Raw genomic sequence first — 18,268 nt, forward strand, 5'->3', positions numbered from 1 at the left:
TGATTTGACAACGTCAAAGCCGCCCCAGCCGAACCGGAGCCCGATGAGCGACCCGCCCCCTTCCAGCCCTCCTGAGCCCACCGGCAAGGGGCCATCGCGCCGCAGGCCGCTGCGCCGCGTGGGGGTTGCGTCACTCGTGGCGCTGGTGCTGCTGGCCGTGCTGGCAACGGGGGTGGCGATACATTTCACCGGGCGTCCAATCCCCGCGCCGCTTTGGGTGCAAGAGCGGATCGAGACGCGGATCGCGTCGGCGCTGCCGCAGGCGCGGGTGGAATTCGGCGCGATGGAATTCGTCGTCGACGAAGGCTGGCGGCCCCGTGTTCGTCTGCAAGACATCTTTGTCACCACGCCTGAGGGCGACGAGATCGTCAGCTTTAATGAGTTCAAGGCAAGCCTTTCGATGCGGTCACTGCTGCGCGGAGTGGCGCAGCCGCGTGAGATTTCTTTGTCGGGCGTGGTGGCCAATCTGCGCCGGGGCGCAGACGGGCGCGTGAGCCTCAGCGCCGGGGCCGGGATCGCCCCGCCTGAGCGGGAGGCCGCGACCCTGCCGCAGCTTATCGGCCAAATTGACAACGTGCTGGCCGCGCCTGCGCTCTCCGCTCTGCGCTCGGTTGAGTTGCGCGCCCTGACGCTGCGCTTTGAGGATGCCCGCGCGGGGCGGGCCTGGACCGGAGACGGCGGGCGGCTGCGCCTGTCGCGCAGTGGTGAGCAGGTTGACCTTTCAGCCGATCTTGCGGTGTTGAGCGGCGGCGCAGGGGTGGCCACGCTTACGGCGAATTACAGCAGCCGCATCGGCCAGAATGCCGCGACCTTTGGCGTGACCTTTGACGGGATCGACGCACGCGACATTGCCGCACAGGGTCCGGCGTTCTCATGGCTTAAAGTGCTGCGGGCCAACATTTCAGGCGCGGTGCGCAGCGGGATCGACAGTGCCGGTCACTTTGCCCCGATCAACGCATCGCTGCAGATCGGAAAAGGCGTGCTGCAGCCCAACTCGCAGACCAAACCGATCCCTTTCGACGGGGCGCGCAGCTACTTCAGCTATGACCCCGCGCGCCAGCTTCTGCGCTTTGATGAAATGTCGCTCGACAGCCCTTGGGTCTCTGGCAACATCACCGGCACGTCGCAATTGGGCGATGTCACGGGGGGCATTCCGGGGGAGATGGTCGGGCAGTTTTCCTTACGCGATCTGCGCGCCAATCCGGCTGAGGTCTATTCCGAGCCTGTGGCGTTGGATCAGGCCGACATCGACTTTCAACTCAGTCTCAACCCGTTTCGCCTGAAGCTGGGCCGTCTAGAGATCAACGATCAGGGTCGCAGCCTGCGCCTTGATGGCGAACTTTTGGCTGAGCCTGAGGGGTGGAACCTCTCGCTTGACGGGCGCATGGACCGGTTGGGACCGGAACGTTTGCTGACCCTCTGGCCAGAAGGTGTGAAACCCAAGACCCGCACTTGGCTGGACGAGAACCTGCATGCAGGCCAGATGCGCAACCTCGATCTGGCCCTGCGCATGGCACCGGGCCAGGCGCCGCAAACCTATGTGGCGTTTGACTACGCAGGTGCCGAGGTGCGTTTCCTCAAAACCCTGCCGCATATCACTGATGGAAGCGGCCATATGAGCCTGCTCGACAACCGCCTTGTCGTCACAGTGGACGCGGGCGAGGTGATCGCGCCGCAGGGCGGGGCGGTGACGCTGGATGGGTCGTCCTTCATCATTCCCGACGTGCGGGTGAAAGACGGCAGCCCTTCGGTAATCCGGCTTGCCACCCGATCCACCCTAACCGCGGCGCTGTCGCTGCTGAACCAACCGCCGATGCAGGTTATGGATAAGGCAGGGCTGCCGGTGACGCTTGCGGATGGCGAGGCGGTGCTGAAAGGCACACTGGCGCTGCCGTTAAAGAAGGGCGGCAAGCCCGAGGATGTGCGCTATCACTTCGCGGGGGATTTGCTGTCGCTCTCGACCGATACGCTGGTCAAGGACCGCAGCCTTCAGGCCAGCAATCTCGCCATCACCGCGAGCAACGAGCGCATCACGATCGGTGGAGAAGGGCGCATCGACGGGGTTGCTTTCGATGGGGAGTGGTCGCAGGCGATTGGGCCTGGTTCAGACGAGAGCCGCCTGACCGGACAAGTCGCGCTGACCCCCTCGGGGCTGGAGGCCTTTGGCATTGCACTGCCCCCCGGCAGCATTCGCGGCAGCGGCACGGGGCAGATCGCGCTGGACCTGAAAAAGGGTCAAGCGCCACGCTTCTCGCTGCAAAGCAATCTCTCGGGGGTGGGTATCTCGGTCCCGCAGCTCTCGTGGGTCAAGGCGCCGGGCAGCAAGGGCGAATTGCGACTGGCTGGACGGCTGGGCGAGACGCCGAATGTCGATGCCTTTCAGCTGAACGCGCCGGGGCTGAGCTTGGCAGGCTCCATTGACCTCAAACCCGGCGGCGCGCTTGATCGTGTGCAGATCGACCGGCTGCGACGCGGCGACTGGCTGGATATCCCGGTGCAACTCATCGGGCGCGGCAAGGGCAATCCGGTGCAGGTTGTGCTGGGCGGCGGTATGCTTGATATGCGTCGGGCAGAGTTTGGATCAGCCGGTGTGCAACCCGGCCCGCCGATGCGGGTAGCGCTGGATCGGTTGCAGATTACCGATACAATCTATCTGGCGAACCTATCGGGCACTTTTGATACCGCCAAGGGCATGGATGGAACGTTCACCGCTCAGCTTAACGGGGGCACATCGGTGCAAGGGCAGGTGCTGCCCCAAGGTGGGCGCAGCGCAGTGCGGGTGGTCTCAAACGACGCGGGCGGGATCCTGCGCTCGGCCGGATTGGTGAAGCAGGTGGTCGGGGGAAACCTGTCGCTCACACTGCTGCCTGTCGGCACTGGCGGGGCTTTTGATGGGCAGCTCAAAGTCGATGATGTGGGCATTCAAGATGCGCCGGGGATTGCGGCGCTGGTCAATGCGATCTCGGTCGTGGGGTTGATCAACGAACTCAACGGCGATGGAATTTACTTCGATGATGTAGAGGCGAACTTTCGCCTGACCCCGAACCGCTTGACCTTGACCGAGGCCAGCGCCGTGGGCGCGTCTTTGGGCCTGTCGATGGATGGGGTCTATGCGCTCGACAGCGGCTTGATCGACATGCAGGGCGTGATCTCTCCGGTTTATATGTTCAATGGGATCGGGTCGCTGTTCACCCGCAAGGGCGAGGGGCTGATCGGCTTCAACTACCGCCTGACCGGGGCCGCGAAAGAGCCGAATGTCTCCGTCAATCCGCTCTCTGCCCTTACGCCGGGCATGTTCCGCGAGTTGTTCCGCCGCCCGCCGCCCACTGTGCCGCAGGTGCAGGGCCAAGCGAATCCGGTTGCCCGGGTGCCAGAGGATCGCTAAGCGCCAAGGCGACCAATGCCGCCAGACCCGCAGGAGCCGCGCCGATGAAGCTTTCCGATTTCGATTTCGACCTGCCTGAGGAATTGATCGCCACGCGCCCCGCCAATCCGCGCTCTTCCGCCCGGCTCTTGGTCGCCGAGGGCGCTCAGCTTCATGACCGGCGGGTGACCGATTTGACCGATTGGCTGCGCCCCGGTGACCGTCTGGTGCTGAATGATACCCGCGTGATCCCCGCGCGGCTTTCCGGGCTGCGCCACCGCGCCTCGGCCCAAGGCGCGGTGCAGGCCAAGATCGAAGTGACCCTGCTGGAGCCCCGCGGCGACGGCACTTGGTCGGCGCTGATCAAACCGCTGCGTAAATTGAAAATCGGCGAAGAAGTCATCTTCTCTGACGACCTGCGCGCGACGCTGGAGGCGGTGGAAGACGGGCAGGGGCATCTGCGGTTCAACTGTGCGGGCGATGATTTCGATGTCGCGTTGAATGCCGCTGGCGCCATGCCGCTGCCGCCCTATATCGCCGCCAAACGCGCCGCCGACGCGCAGGACATGACCGACTACCAAACCGTCTTCGCCCGCCATGCAGGTGCTGTCGCCGCACCCACCGCCTCGCTCCACTTCGACGAGACGTTGCTTGCGGCGTTGGCGGCGAAGGGGGTCACCTTCAGCCATGTCACCCTGCATGTTGGCGCGGGCACCTTTCTGCCGGTCAAAGTCGATGACATTTCCGACCATAAGATGCACGCCGAATGGGGCCGTGTCAGCGCCGAGGCCGCCGAAGAGATCACCGCAACCCGCGCCGCCGGAGGCCGCGTGATCCCCGTGGGCACCACTGCGCTGCGCCTGATCGAAACAGCCGCGCGTGACGGCCAGATTACCGCTTGGGAAGGTGACACCGATATTTTCATCACGCCGGGTTTCACCTTCAATGTGACTGATGGGCTGATGACCAATTTCCACCTGCCCAAATCGACCCTGATGATGCTGGTTTCTGCACTGATGGGCGTGCAGCAGGTGAAAGACATCTATGCCCATGCCATAGCGGAGAAATATCGTTTCTTTTCCTATGGCGATTCCTCCCTTCTGCTGCCCTAAGGCGCAAAATCTCGCTTGAACGTCGCACTAGGGGGTGACTAGCCTTCGATTGCGGTTCATGGGAGGGGCTGGGCGAACAAGGATTAGACCGATGATTCAAGTGGTTTCAAGCGCATGGGCGCTATTGCTGGGCATGTGCCTTTTGATGGTCGGCAACGGCATGCAGGGCACTTTGCTGGGTATTCGCGGCGGCATTGAAGGGTTTTCGACCTTCCAGATGTCGATCGTTATGTCCGCTTATTTCGTTGGTTTCCTTGGCGGCTCCCGGATGGCACCGGGGATGATCCGGCGCGTAGGTCACGTTCGGGTTTTCGCGGCACTTGCTTCGCTGATTTCTGCGGTGATGATCCTTTACCCAACGTTCCCCAACACGATCGTTTGGTCCATTGGCCGCGTGCTGATCGGGTTTTGCTTTTCTGCCGTCTATGTCACGGCGGAAAGCTGGCTGAACAACGCGGCCACGAATGAGAACCGGGGGCAGGCGCTTTCGGCCTATATGATCGTCCAGACACTCGGCATCGTTATCGCCCAAGCGCTGTTGCTGACGGCCGACCCATCGGGCTTCATCCTTTTCGTCATCCCATCGGTATTGGTGAGCATCGCTGTGACGCCGATCCTATTGTCGATCAGCCCCACACCGCCCTTCGGCACCACCAAACCGATGAGCCTGAGCACCTTGATGGAGACGTCGCCACTCGGGTGCGTCGGCATGTTCCTTTTGGGGGGTGTCTTCTCCGCACAGTTCGGCATGGCGGCGGTTTACGGTGCCGAAGCGGGGCTGACCGTCGCGCAGATATCACTTTTTGTGGCGGCGTTCTTTGTGGGCTCTGTGATCTTGCAATATCCCATCGGCTGGATTTCTGACCGGATGGACCGACGCAGCCTAATCGTCATCACTGCTCTGATCGGTGGGGCGGGCTCTATGGTGGGGATGATGCTGGGACATATCTTCCCAATCCTTCTTGCAACCGCGTTTGTCGTGGGCGGCATGTCGAACCCGCTTTACTCGCTGATCATGGCCCATACCAACGACTTCCTTGAGCATGAGGACATGGCTGCAGCCTCGGGTGGGATGTTGTTTATCAACGGCTTAGGTGCCGTTCTGGGGCCGGTGATTACCGGTTGGATGATGGGCACCACCTTGGGGCCGGGCGGGTTCTACCTGTTTACCGCCGTGCTCTTTGCCGCGCTTGCGGGCTATGCCTCCTATCGTAAGACACAGCGTGCAGCGATTCCAGTGGAAGACACAGGCAACTACGTGCCGATATACCCCTCTGCCACCGCGGTGGCAGTGGAAATTGCTCAGGAATATGTGATTGAAGCGGAACAAGAAGCCGCCGAAGAGGCTGCACAAAAAAGCGCCGAAGAAGACAAAAACGCCCATGATAGCGATAACTATGTCGCGGATGATATAAAACGTGACTAGCTTTTTAGGCTAAGACGTTATTAACTTTAATGAAACGCCCAAGTTGCGGCAAAGGAGTGTGCGGGATGACTGGCACAAATGCAGGACCCGAAGACGTACTGAAATTCTGGCTGGAGGACATTGGACCAGCCGGATGGTACAACAGTTCTGAAGATTTGGATGCCGACATCCGTGCCCGCTTTGAAGAGCTTTGGAATGAGGCGCAGTCAAGCAAGCTGAACCATTGGCTCACCAATCCCACCGACGCATTGGCGTTTTTGATACTGACGGATCAGTTCCCGCGCAACATGTTCCGCGACACAGGCAAAGCGTTTTCAAGTGACCGTCTGGCGCTTGCCGCTGCCAAGCTCGCGATCGAAAAGGGCTGGGATATGCGTGTCGAAGCACCCGAGCGGCAGTTTTTCTATTTGCCGCTGATGCATTCGGAAAACCTCTGCGATCAAGACCGGTGTGTAAGGCTGATGTGCGAACGCATGCCAGAAAGCCGTGACGGCAATCTGCTGCACGCTCGTGCGCACCGCGAAGTGATCCGTCAATTTGGCCGTTTCCCATACCGCAATGCGGCGCTTTCTCGCAGCTTTACAGCGCAGGAAACCTCTTATCTCAAACAGGGTGGCTATGGCCGGACTGTCAAACAGCTCCGCGAAAACCGCGTCGCGGCCTAAGCCTCTGCAGGGTGGGGGCAACACGCGTGGTTGTGGCGATTGCAAATATGGTTTAGCGGTAAACTATATTTGCAAACCCTAACGCGAGGTCCGTGCCATGGCTGCCAAATCCTTTGATCTGATCGTGATCGGTGCGGGGCCGGGCGGCTATGTCGCCGCCATCCGCGGCGCACAGCTTGGCCTTAAGGTCGCGATTGTAGAGCGGGAAAACCTTGGCGGCATTTGCCTTAACTGGGGCTGCATTCCCACCAAGGCGCTGCTGCGGTCTGCCGAAGTGTTCCACCTAATGCACCGCGCCAAGGATTTTGGTCTGACGGCGGATAAGATCGACTATGATCTTGAAGCGGTGGTCAAACGCTCGCGTGGTGTTGCAAAGCAGATGGAAGGCGGGGTCAAACACCTGCTGAAGAAGAACAAAGTCGAGGTCTTCATGGGCGAAGCCTCGATCCCTGCGAAGGGGAAGGTCTCTGTCAAAACCGACAAGGGCAGCGAAGAGCTGACAGCCAAGAATATCGTGCTGGCCACCGGCGCCCGTGCCCGCGAACTGCCGGGGCTTGAGGCGGATGGAAAACGCGTCTGGACCTACCGCCACGCCCTACAGCCCGTACATGACCCCAAGAAGCTGCTGGTCATCGGTTCAGGCGCCATCGGCATTGAATTCGCCAGTTTCTACAACACGCTTGGCGCGGACACGACCGTAGTCGAAGTGATGGACCGAGTATTGCCGGTAGAAGATGAAGAAATCTCTAAATTCGCCAAAAAGGCGTTTGAGAAACAGGGCATGACCATCATGCAAAAGGCTACGGTCAAGAAGCTTGACCGCGCGGCTGACAAGGTGACTGCCCATATCGAACGCGATGGCAAAGTCGAAAAGCTTGATTTTGACACCGTGATCTCTGCCGTCGGCATCGTCGGCAATACCGAAGGGCTGGGGCTCGAAGATTTGGGCGTTAAGGTTGACCGCACCCATGTGGTGACAGATGCGTACTGCCGCACCGGGGTCGACGGTCTCTATGCCATCGGTGACATCGCAGGTGCGCCTTGGTTGGCCCATAAGGCAAGCCATGAAGGCGTTATGGTGGCCGAACTTATCGCGGGCCAGAACCCCCATCCGGTCAAACCCGAAAGCATCGCCGGGTGCACCTATTGCCACCCGCAGGTCGCTTCCGTCGGCCTGACCGAAGCCAAAGCCAAAGAGCAAGGCTATGACATTAAAGTCGGGCGTTTCCCCTTCATCGGCAACGGCAAGGCCGTGGCCCTAGGCGAGCCGGAAGGGTTGGTGAAAACCATCTTCGACGCCAAAACCGGTGAGCTTTTGGGCGCGCATATGGTTGGGGCCGAGGTGACCGAACTGATCCAAGGCTACGTCGTGGGCCGCCAGCTTGAGACCACGGAAGAAGACCTGATGAACACTGTCTTCCCGCACCCCACGCTCAGCGAAATGATGCATGAATCCGTGCTCGACGCCTTCGATCGCGTTATCCATATGTGACGCCAACAGGGCAGGGTGCGCGACGCGTGCCCTGCTCAAACGGCACCCGGTTGATCGCGAACCTGCCGGACCGATCTGGTGGTTAATTCCGATCAAAACCAGGTGGACCGCCGGCCCCCGGCGAAGGACTGGGCAAAGGAACTAAGCACGTCTAGTAGCCGAGGCCTTTCCAGAAAAAAACCTGGCAAGTGGCCTGAGTTGAGAATCGATGCTCTGCTTGGCCACCTATAACACGAGGGGACTGTCGTTTGCCAAACTCGGCACCGCGGCTTTGTCCAACTCTGTCTTTATTTAGCCCATATATCTTAGGGAAAGCGGTTTCTCTGCATTCGGTCTGGCGCTACCAATAGGTAACACTTCCTTTCGGCGAGATTTTCGGGTCATCGTATCGTCTCCATTTCTTTCTCTCCGGAACCTCCATTTGAATTTCAGGACGGTCCCCTTAAAAAATAACGAAACTGCCCATAAAATTTTTGTTCGACGTCATCTCTTTCTAAGCATGACCATCGGAGCACGGGGACGCCAATGCGAAGTAAGAAGCCGACAATTTGATAAACGGGCAGCGATTCCATACGCGCTGAACCCCAAAGATTTGAGAACCAATGGTTGAACATACCTCCTTCCTCCGCGTCTTCGCGCTTTGGGCTGCCGGTCTGGGCGCTGCGGCGCAATATGCCAAGATGAGCGTCATTTTCGACCTGCTCCCAGACCTCTATCCCCAAGCCGGAGCTGCGCTTGGCTTTCTGGTATCGCTGGTCGGCGGCGTTGGTATCCTGTTTGGTGTTGTGGCAGGTCTGATGGTCGCCCGTATCCGATACCGTCGTGCGCTGCTTTCTGCCCTATGGCTCGGGGCGGCGGTTTCGGCCTTTCAAGCGCTTCTGCCGGGGTTCAGTTGGATGCTGGCCAGTCGGGTGGTCGAAGGGCTCTCTCATTTGGCCATCGTTGTCGCCGCGCCGACGCTCATCGCACAACTCAGCACCATCAAAGACCGAGGGTTCACCTTGACCCTCTGGGGTACTTTTTTTGGTGTCGCCTTTGCGATCTTGACTCTCGCCGGTCGACCACTCGCCCTTGCGTGGGGCGTGCCTGCACTTTTTGCGGCCCACGCACTGTATATGGCGGGCTGCGCGCTGGTGCTTTCTGCGACCCTTCGAAGCCTGCCAGAGGAGGGCGCGCAACCGCCATTCTCTCTGTCCCAGATTTGGCGCGACCATTTGGCGATATACCGGTCACCTTTCCTCTCAGCACCTGCCGCGGGGTGGCTATTCTATACATTTAGCTTCGTCTCGATTCTGACAGTATTGCCGCCCTACCTTCCCGAAGGCTGGCGCGTGATTACCATGGCCGCAATGCCCCTCACCAGCATCGCGGTCTCAATGACAATCGGCGTTGCTCTTCTGCGGCATTTACCGGCTGTTCGGGTCGTGCAGGCTGGCTTTGCCCTATCAGCGCTCTCGATGGTTTGGCTTTGGTTGACCCCCGGTTTGCCCCTCCCTTGTTTGGCCCTCGCAGCGGCGATGGGGTTGATCCAAGGGGCAAGCTTCACTGCCGTGGCACAGCTAAACCATGGCCCCGCTGCCCAGGCACAAGCGAATGGCGCCGTGGCGCAGATGGGCAACCTAGGCAACAGCCTGGGCACGCCGGTCATGGCCTTTGGCCTTGTAACATTCGGGGGGGCCGCGCTGCCGCTGTTGGCAGGTGGGGCATTCGTTATGGGGCTTGTGGCGCATCTCCTCCTCGGTGCGGCGCGGCGTCGCAAGATAGCCGTTCCTGTTTAGTTCTCACTTTCCCGTTGGAAAACACTGCATCAGCACCTATGTACAAATCGTTAAGAGGGGCATGTCATGGCTGAACTAAAGAACATCGAAGTGCGCGGCGCGCGCGAGCACAATCTAAAGAACATCGACGTGGATATCCCGCGGGATCAACTGGTTGTTATTACTGGTCTTTCAGGGTCGGGTAAGTCGAGCCTTGCCTTTGACACGATCTATGCCGAGGGCCAGCGGCGATATGTAGAATCCCTGTCTGCATACGCCCGACAGTTTCTTGATATGATGCAGAAACCCGATGTGGACCATATTTCTGGCCTCAGTCCGGCGATTTCCATCGAGCAAAAGACGACCTCAAAGAATCCGCGGTCGACTGTCGGCACGGTGACCGAAATCTACGACTATATGCGCTTGCTTTTTGCGCGCGTCGGCACCCCCTATAGCCCCGCCACCGGCAAGCCGATTGAGGCGCAGCAGGTGCAGGATATGGTTGACCGGATCATGACCATGGATGAGGGCACGCGCGCTTATCTTCTGGCGCCGATTATCCGCGACCGTAAGGGTGAATATCGCAAGGAGTTCATCGAGTTACGCAAGCAAGGCTTCCAACGTGTCAAGGTGAACGGAGAGTTCCATGATCTTGATGAGCCGCCCACATTGGATAAGAAGTTCCGCCATGACATTGATGTTGTTGTTGACCGGATCGTGGTGCGCGAAGGGCTAGAAACACGTTTGGCAGACTCGCTGCGCACCGCGCTTGATCTGGCCGACGGCATAGCCATTTTAGAAACTGCACCTGCTGACGGCGAACCCGAACGGCATACCTTCTCCGAGAAATTCGCCTGTCCTGTCAGCGGCTTTACAATCCCTGAGATTGAGCCGCGTTTGTTTTCGTTTAACGCACCTTTTGGGGCATGCCCGTCTTGCGATGGCTTGGGTGTCGAGTTGTTTTTTGATGAACGGCTGGTCGTGCCAGATCAGAACCTGAAGATTTACGATGGTGCGTTGGCGCCCTGGCGTAAGGGGAAATCACCTTACTTTAAGCAAACCATCGAAGCCATTGCGAAACATTATAAATTTGACCAGAAAACCCGCTGGAAGGACTTGCCGGAGCAGGTTCAAGAGGTCTTTCTTCGCGGTTCGGGGAAAGAAGAGATTACCTTTCGCTATGACGAAGGCGGACGCGTTTACGAGGTGAAACGCGTGTTTGAGGGGGTCATCCCCAACATGCAGCGCCGCTACCGCGAGACGGACAGCAACTGGGTGCGCGAGGAATTTGAGCGCTACCAAAACAATCGTCCCTGCGGAACCTGCGGCGGATTTCGTCTGCGTCCAGAAGCACTTGCAGTTCGGATTGGTCCCGAAACCGGCAACGAAGATGAACTCCTCCACATCGGTAAGGTTGTGGAAATGTCGATCCGCGAGGCCTATGCATGGTGCACGTCAGTGTCAGAGCATCTTACCCCGCAGAAAAACGAGATCGCTCGGGCCATTTTGAAGGAGATCCGCGAGCGTCTGGGTTTCCTAAATAACGTGGGTCTTGAGTATCTTACGATGTCACGTGCAAGTGGAACATTAAGTGGAGGCGAAAGCCAGCGGATCCGTTTGGCGAGCCAGATTGGCTCTGGGCTGACGGGTGTGCTTTACGTGCTTGATGAACCTTCTATCGGTCTACATCAGCGCGACAATGATCGCTTGCTTGGCACGCTGAAAAATCTGCGTGATCAGGGCAATACAGTCATTGTTGTCGAACATGACGAAGAAGCAATCCGTGAGGCAGACTACGTTTTTGACATTGGCCCAGGTGCTGGGGTCCATGGGGGGCAGGTGGTCAGCCATGGCACCCCTGAACAGGTCGCAAACGATCCAAACTCTGTTACTGGTCAGTACCTTACCGGCGTACGTGAAATCGCTGTGCCAAGCAAACGTCGGAAGGGGAATAAGAAAAAGCTTCAGGTCGTGAAGGCGACTGGGAACAACTTACAAAACGTCACTGTGGACTTTCCTCTGGCAAAGTTTGTCTGCGTCACTGGGGTGTCCGGCGGCGGTAAATCGACACTGACGATTGAGACATTGTTCAAAACCGCTTCGATGAATTTGAACGGTGCACGGCAAACTCCGGCACCTTGTCAGACCATCAAGGGGTTAGAACACCTTGATAAGGTTATCGACATTGACCAACGTCCTATTGGGCGAACTCCGCGTTCAAATCCAGCCACTTACACAGGGGCCTTCACACCGATTCGAGACTGGTTTGCAGGGCTGCCTGAATCTAAAGCACGCGGATATAAACCGGGGCGCTTCAGCTTTAACGTAAAAGGTGGGCGCTGTGAGGCCTGCCAAGGCGATGGTGTAATTAAGATCGAGATGCACTTTTTGCCGGATGTCTATGTTGAGTGCGAAACCTGCAAGGGTGCGCGCTATAACCGGGAGACGTTAGAGGTGCGGTTTAAAGGCAAGAGCATCGCCGATGTCCTTGATATGACAGTGGAAGATGCCCAAACATTTTTCGCCGCCGTGCCTTCGATCCGCGAGAAGATGGACGCGCTCATGCGGGTTGGCCTGGGGTATATCAAAGTTGGTCAACAGGCGACGACCCTTTCGGGAGGCGAGGCGCAGCGGGTGAAGTTGAGCAAGGAGTTAAGCAAACGTTCAACGGGTCGCACGTTGTATATTCTTGATGAACCCACGACCGGGCTGCACTTTGAAGACGTTCGTAAGCTGTTGGAAGTGCTTCATGAATTGGTAGATCAGGGCAACTCTGTTGTCGTGATTGAACACAATCTCGATGTGGTGAAAACCGCTGACTATATTATCGATATTGGTCCTGAAGGCGGTGATGGCGGTGGTCGGGTCGTGGCCACTGGGACGCCGGAAAAGGTCGCCGAAGTCGCTGAGAGCCATACCGGGAAGTACCTTAAACCGATGCTTTATAAGCAAACGAAAGTGGCGGCGGAATAACCGCCGCCACTTCCTATTTGATTGGTTGCGCCACGCGCTTACAGAACGGCGCGGGCGACCCGGATCAATTGCAGCGTTTCATAAGCGCTGTCTTGCAGCGAGATCACCTGACCATTGAGCACAGCGTAGTTATAGCCGTCTTCCGCGTCTGGTAGGCGATAGAGGCGCATGAGATCGGCCTGCGTCAGTGCCGCAGTGGGGGCCACGTTTATACCTGAACCGACGGCCGGCACGCGAGCCAGTTCGTTGATACGGAGCAGGGCGGTGTGATCCTCAGTGCTCAGCAGGACCGGCTGCCCATCAATCAGCGCGTAGCGGTGCCCCTGGGGAGCTGCGTCAAGATTGTAAAGTTGGGCGATCTGGCCGGATTCCAGCAGCAACAATTCGCGCTCAGTGAGGGGTTCAGCCTCAAGATATGGTCGGCGGCGCTCTTCTAGCAGCGTGGTGAGTTCATCGTCGGAATAGCTGGCCCATTCCTCATAAGTCACCCCGTCTTTCGCCAGTCCCGGTGGGACGCAAGGCGGGTCTTTTTTGGCCAAGCCGGGCGGGCAGTTGCGATAAGTGATTAATTCGTCTTCAGGTAGGGTGGCGGCGTTCAAATCAGGTGCGGCCAATGCCAGCGCGGCTGCAGCTCCGAGGATAACGGCCATGTCACGCCCTTCAGGGGCCGGCGTGCTGAGTAGCCGAGTAACTATGGTTTCCCGGTCCTGTGTAAAACGCGTCACGCGCTGATCGAACTCCGCTCGGTCCACGCCCTTGGGGAGTTTGATCTGGTCGCCCTTGATCTTGACCTTTTCACCGTTGATCTTGATCTCGACCTTGTCGTCCTTCTTGTCTTTTTTTCTATCTTTATCGGCTTTCTTAGCCTTCTTTTCCTTATCTTTCTTTACCTTCTTCTCGTCCTTATCCTGCTTTTTCTTAGCCTTTTTCTCTTTCTTGCCTTTGTCCTTATCGTCTTTTGCAAGCCAAAGGGTTTCGGGGCCGCTGCTATCAAATGCAAGTGTCGGCTGTGTCGGGGCAAAGGCCGGACCGGCAGCGGCCAGTGGGCCAGCCGCGCAAGCAGTTGTTAAGATGGTGGTAATAAGCAGGCGTCGCATCAGGTGATCTCCTCATAAGGGGTCGTTCTGATGCTAACGCCTGCGGGGGTGTGCTCGTTCCCGCGAGGGTGTCCTTCGGCTTAACCTTGCCAGCCGCGCTTTTCGAAACGAGGCAACATGGCCGAAAAGTCTTTCCCCCTGCCGCCTTCTTCTTCGACAAAGCGGGTGTAGAGGGCGTTGGCCAATGCACCCATTGGGGTGTCCGCATTGGCCATTTCGGCGGCTTGTTGTGACAGGCCCAAGTCTTTCAGCATCAATTCCGCCGCAAATCCCGGTTTGTAGTCATTGTCTGCGGGCGACGTGGGGCCAACGCCCGGCGCGGGGCAGTAGGCATTCATAGACCACGAGTAACCAGATGAGGTACTGACCACGTCGAACATCCGCTCCCGGTCGAGGCCAAGTTTATCGGCCAGCGCGAAGGCTTCGCAGGTGGCGATCATAGTCGCGCCAAGGATCATGTTATTGCAGATTTTGGCGGCCTGACCGGCGCCCGCGTCACCACAGTGCACAGCCTTTTGGCCCATGATATCAAACAGCGGCTTGGCCTTTTCAAAGGCCGCTTCCGCCCCGCCTGCCATAAAGGTCAAGGTGCCACCCTGCGCGCCGCCGATGCCGCCCGAAACTGGCGCATCTACGAAAAGCAGCCCGGCTTTTTGAGCCGCCTCTGCGGCAAAGCGCGCGCTTTCCACGTCCACGGTTGAGCAATCGACCAGCAGCGCGCCGGGAGCCATATGGGCGATTGCCTCTTCAGCGACTTGGCGCAGGATCGCGCCGTTGGGCAACATGGTGATGACCACATCCGCGTCTTTAACGGCGTCGGCGATGGTCGCGGCCTCGCTCACGCCCTTGGCGGTGGTGCCAGCCACGTCATTGCCGCGCACGGTATGACCCGCAGCGGCAAGATTGGCCGCCATCGGGCCGCCCATATTGCCCAAACCGATGAAACCGATTGTAAGATTACTCATGAATTTTCCTCCAACTTCAATTCGTTATCGCCCAAAGGGGCGAGCATAGCGTCTACATCGGCCTGCGGCACGGCCATGCTGGCATGCTGCCAGCTAGGGCTGCGGTCTTTGTCGATGATCGCGGCGCGCACGCCTTCGATGAAATCGCCTTTGTCCAGTGACCGCGCGGTGAAACGGTATTCTTGTTCCAGCGCAGGGACCATGCCGATGCCGGGGCCGCGCAGGCGGCGCAGCATTTCGAGCGTGCAGGCCATCGACAGCGGAGAGTTGCGGCGCAAAATCTTGAGAGTTTCGGCTGCAAACGCGCTGTCGGACATTGCGTGCGTGGCTTCTATTTCCTCAAGCGTGTCACCCGCAAACAGTTGGTTCACATCGCTTTCGCCCTCGGCCAGTTTGGACTGCGGCGGGGCGGTGGCCGCGCGGTCGAGGATGAAAGGATCACCGTTCTCCTCCAGTTGCGCAATCAGGTCTGGCCACTGCGTTTCAGGGATAAAGTAATCGGCAAAGCCGGCGTAGACCACATCGCCGGGGCCCATGCGCGCGCCGGTCAGCCCAAGATATTCGCCGATCCGTCCCGGGGCCAGCGCCAACAGGAGAGTACCGCCCACATCCGGCACCAGACCGATGCCACATTCTGGCATGGCGATCTTGCTGCTCTCGCCAATCACGCGGTGCGAGCCGTGACATCCAATGCCAACGCCGCCGCCCATGGTGAACCCTTGCATGAAAGAGATCACCGGTTTTGCATAGCTGTGCAGCTTGTTGTTCAACCGGTATTCATCGGCCCAGAAGCGGCGGGCAAAGTCGAAATCGCCCTCTTTGCCGGTCTGGTAAAGCTGCGCTACGTCGCCGCCCGCACAGAAGGCTTTTTCGCCCTCCGCGTCCAGTATGACCACCGCCACTTCGGGGTCATCGCGCCAGTCATCTATGGCGGCCTCGATGGCAAGGCACATGTCATAGCTCAACGCGTTCAGCGCTTTCGGGCGGGTCAGGGTGATGCGCCCGGCGCAGCCCTTTTTGCGAATGTTGATATCACTCATGCCAAGCCTCAGCGGTTTTTCAGCATGTCGCGGGCAACGATGACGCGCATGATTTCATTGGTGCCTTCAAGGATCTGATGCACCCGCAGATCGCGGACCAGCTTTTCGATCCCGTAGTCAGCCAGATAGCCATAGCCGCCGTGAAGTTGCAGGCATTGGTCGGCGACCTTGCTTCCGGTCTCGGTCACGAATTTCTTGGCCATGGCGCAGAACTTGGTCGCGTCCGGCGCACCGGTGTCGAGCTTCCAAGCGGCTTGACGCAGGAAGGTCCGCGCGGCCTGAAGTTCAATCTCCATATCCGCAAGTCGGAATTGCAGACCTTGGAACTGGTCGATGCTCTGGCCAAAGGCCTTGCGGTCGCCCATATAGTCCAGCGTCTTGCTCAGCGCAGTTTGCGCAGCCCCGAGCGAACAGGCCGAGATATTCAGCCGCCCACCATCAAGTCCGGCCATGGCATACTTGAAGCCTTTGCCCTCTTCGCCGACAAGGTTCTCGGCCCCGATCTTGCAATCGTCAAACTGCACCAGCGCCGTCGGTTGGCTGCGCCAGCCCATCTTGTCTTCAAGCCCGCCAAACGACAGGCCCGGTGTGCCGTCTTCGACATAGACGGTCGACACCCCCTTGGCCCCGTCATCCGAGGTGCGCACCATCGTGACATAGGCGTCCGAGTATCCGCCGCCCGAGATAAACGCCTTGGTGCCGTTGAGCGTATAGCCTTCATTGGTCCGCTCACAGCGTGTTTTGAGCGCCGCGGCGTCAGAGCCGGAGCCGGGTTCGGTCAGGCAGTAGGACAGCACGGTGTTCATGCTCAGCACGCCCGGCATGACGCGCGCCTTCATCTCGTCACTCGCGAAGGTGTCGAGCATTTTGGCGCACATGTTGTGGATCGACAAAAAGGCCGCAACCGAGGGGCAGGCCATTGAAAGCGCTTCAAAAACCAGCGTCGCATCCAGCCGGGTCAGGCCAGAGCCACCGGTTTCTTCCGAGACATAGAGCCCGCCGAACCCCAACTCACCGATCTGCGGCCACAGCGCTTTGGGGATGGTGCCGTCCTTCTCCCATTGGTGGGCGTGGGGGGCGATATTGTCCTGCCCAAAGGCATGGGCCATGTCGAAAATGGCGGTCTGTTCCTCGTTCAACGCGAAATCCATCGCGGCTCCTCCCTGATGTCTTGTGTTCTTGGAACTGAACACTTGTTTAATTCTATCAGCCGAAGGGTGCCGCAACAAGCGTCACAGATCGGCGTGGTATTCCTCGATGAGATGGCGGACGACAGCTTCGCCGCCCTTGCCTTCGGGGGCCTTTGCCCACACTTGGCGCTGACGCTCTGCCGAAGTGCCGTCTTTGACCAAATCGCGCAGGGCGCAGATCTCGTTGAGACACCCAAGCGCCTCGGCGTCTTCGGCGATGAGGCCGATGATCTCTTCAAAAAGCGTCTCGAAGGGTTTCAGTTTAAGGTCACCGAAGTCGATCAGCGCCTCGGCCGTGCCATATCGCTGCGCCCGCCAGCGGTTTTCCGAAATCAGAAAGCGGTCATATGCGCGCCAGCGCATGTTGCTGTCGCGCAGGCGCAGTAGAAAGCGGCAGAGCGCCTGTGTGAGCCCGGCCAGCCCGATCGCATGCGACAGGCGCGGCTGCACATCGCAGATCCGGCTTTCCAACGTCGGATAATGCGAAGAGGGGCGCAGATCCCACCAGATTTTTGAAGCGTCCTCAATAATATCCAATTCGACCAGTGTATCGGTGGTTCGCGTGTATTCCGCCCAACTGGCCAGCTGCGGCGGCAGACCCGTGCGCGGCATGTTGTCCATCACCGTCAAACGGTACGAGGCCAGTCCGGTGTTTTCGCCCTGCCAAAAGGGAGAGGACGCCGATAGCGCCAGCAGATGCGGCAGGAAATAAGACAGTTGCGGCATCAGGTCGATGCGCAGGTCGTCTTCGTCAATGCCCACGTGCACATGCATGCCGCAGATCAGCATCCGCCGCGCGATATCACCCAATTCGACTTCTAATTGAGAGTAGCGCTGTTTGTCGGTCGTTTCCTGCGTCTTCCAGTCAGAGAACGGATGGCAGGAGGCGGCGATGGGGGCCAGATTATGCTGTCCGGCGAGGTCCGCGATGGTGCGTCGCAAGTGGCACAGATCGTCGCGCGCATCAGCGACGGTCTCGCAAGGCTTGGTGCCAATCTCGATCTGGCATTGTAAAAATTCGGGGCTGACCTGATCTTGCAGCGCCGCGCGGCAAGCCTCCATCAGCGCCTTGGGCGTGTCGGCCAGCGCCAGCGAATCCTTATCCACCAGCAGATATTCTTCTTCGATACCGATCGTGAATTTAGATTGCATGGGCCCTGGCCTCCGGCATGTGGTGCCGACCGCCC

The 18,268-nt window shown here is 58.9% G+C and carries 12 protein-coding genes; 7 read left to right on the forward strand and 5 right to left on the reverse strand.

Annotation, left to right across the window (positions count from 1 at the left end; all coding sequences use genetic code 11):
- Positions 1-43 precede the first annotated feature (43 nt).
- The 7 genes from WNY61_RS12405 (at position 44) to uvrA (ending at position 12,789) form a co-directional block, all read left to right on the forward strand.
- Positions 44-3,385, forward strand: coding sequence for a DUF3971 domain-containing protein (locus tag WNY61_RS12405; protein ID WP_342851730.1), 3,342 nt, complete (start codon positions 44-46; stop codon positions 3,383-3,385).
- 44 nt (positions 3,386-3,429) lie between these two features.
- Entirely contained in the window at positions 3,430-4,476 is a 1,047-nt protein-coding gene (queA, locus tag WNY61_RS12410; RefSeq protein ID WP_342851731.1) for a tRNA preQ1(34) S-adenosylmethionine ribosyltransferase-isomerase QueA, read from the forward strand.
- A 91-nt stretch (positions 4,477-4,567) separates the two neighbouring features.
- On the forward strand, positions 4,568-5,902 hold the full coding sequence (locus WNY61_RS12415) for an MFS transporter (RefSeq protein WP_342851732.1): 1,335 nt from the start codon (positions 4,568-4,570) through the stop codon (positions 5,900-5,902).
- A 65-nt stretch (positions 5,903-5,967) separates the two neighbouring features.
- Positions 5,968-6,567 (forward strand): DUF924 family protein, encoded by a 600-nt coding sequence (locus WNY61_RS12420; protein ID WP_342851733.1) that lies wholly within the window; start codon positions 5,968-5,970, stop codon positions 6,565-6,567.
- Positions 6,568-6,664: 97 nt separating this feature from the next.
- Positions 6,665-8,059, forward strand: coding sequence for a dihydrolipoyl dehydrogenase (gene lpdA / locus WNY61_RS12425; RefSeq protein WP_342851734.1), 1,395 nt, complete (start codon positions 6,665-6,667; stop codon positions 8,057-8,059).
- Between the two features lie 602 nt (positions 8,060-8,661).
- Positions 8,662-9,837, forward strand: coding sequence for an MFS transporter (locus tag WNY61_RS12430; protein ID WP_342851735.1), 1,176 nt, complete (start codon positions 8,662-8,664; stop codon positions 9,835-9,837).
- A 66-nt stretch (positions 9,838-9,903) separates the two neighbouring features.
- The gene (uvrA, locus tag WNY61_RS12435; RefSeq protein WP_342851736.1) at positions 9,904-12,789 is read left to right on the forward strand and encodes an excinuclease ABC subunit UvrA; all 2,886 of its coding nucleotides are present in this window, start codon (positions 9,904-9,906) and stop codon (positions 12,787-12,789) included.
- A gap of 38 nt (positions 12,790-12,827) precedes the next feature.
- Here the strand turns inward: uvrA and WNY61_RS12440 are convergent, their stop codons facing one another.
- The 5 genes from WNY61_RS12440 to WNY61_RS12460 all read right to left on the reverse strand — a co-directional run bounded on the left by WNY61_RS12440 (position 12,828) and on the right by WNY61_RS12460 (position 18,233).
- The gene (locus WNY61_RS12440) at positions 12,828-13,886 is read right to left on the reverse strand and encodes a transketolase (protein ID WP_342851737.1); all 1,059 of its coding nucleotides are present in this window, start codon (positions 13,884-13,886) and stop codon (positions 12,828-12,830) included.
- Positions 13,887-13,966: 80 nt separating this feature from the next.
- Entirely contained in the window at positions 13,967-14,851 is an 885-nt protein-coding gene (gene mmsB, locus WNY61_RS12445) for a 3-hydroxyisobutyrate dehydrogenase (RefSeq protein WP_007119926.1), read from the reverse strand.
- A complete protein-coding gene (locus tag WNY61_RS12450) occupies positions 14,848-15,891 on the reverse strand; it encodes an enoyl-CoA hydratase/isomerase family protein (RefSeq protein WP_342851738.1) in 1,044 nt (347 codons plus the stop codon). Before WNY61_RS12450 ends, mmsB begins: the two co-directional genes overlap by 4 nt.
- A gap of 8 nt (positions 15,892-15,899) precedes the next feature.
- Positions 15,900-17,042 (reverse strand): acyl-CoA dehydrogenase family protein, encoded by a 1,143-nt coding sequence (locus tag WNY61_RS12455; RefSeq protein WP_342851740.1) that lies wholly within the window; start codon positions 17,040-17,042, stop codon positions 15,900-15,902.
- Positions 17,043-17,123: 81 nt separating this feature from the next.
- Complete coding sequence (locus WNY61_RS12460; protein ID WP_342851741.1) at positions 17,124-18,233, reverse strand: carboxylate-amine ligase; 1,110 nt, start codon at positions 18,231-18,233, stop codon at positions 17,124-17,126.
- Positions 18,234-18,268 lie beyond the last annotated feature (35 nt).

This window comes from Sulfitobacter sp. AS92 (assembly GCF_038900015.1).
In the GTDB taxonomy this organism is placed as follows: Bacteria; Pseudomonadota; Alphaproteobacteria; order Rhodobacterales; family Rhodobacteraceae; genus Sulfitobacter.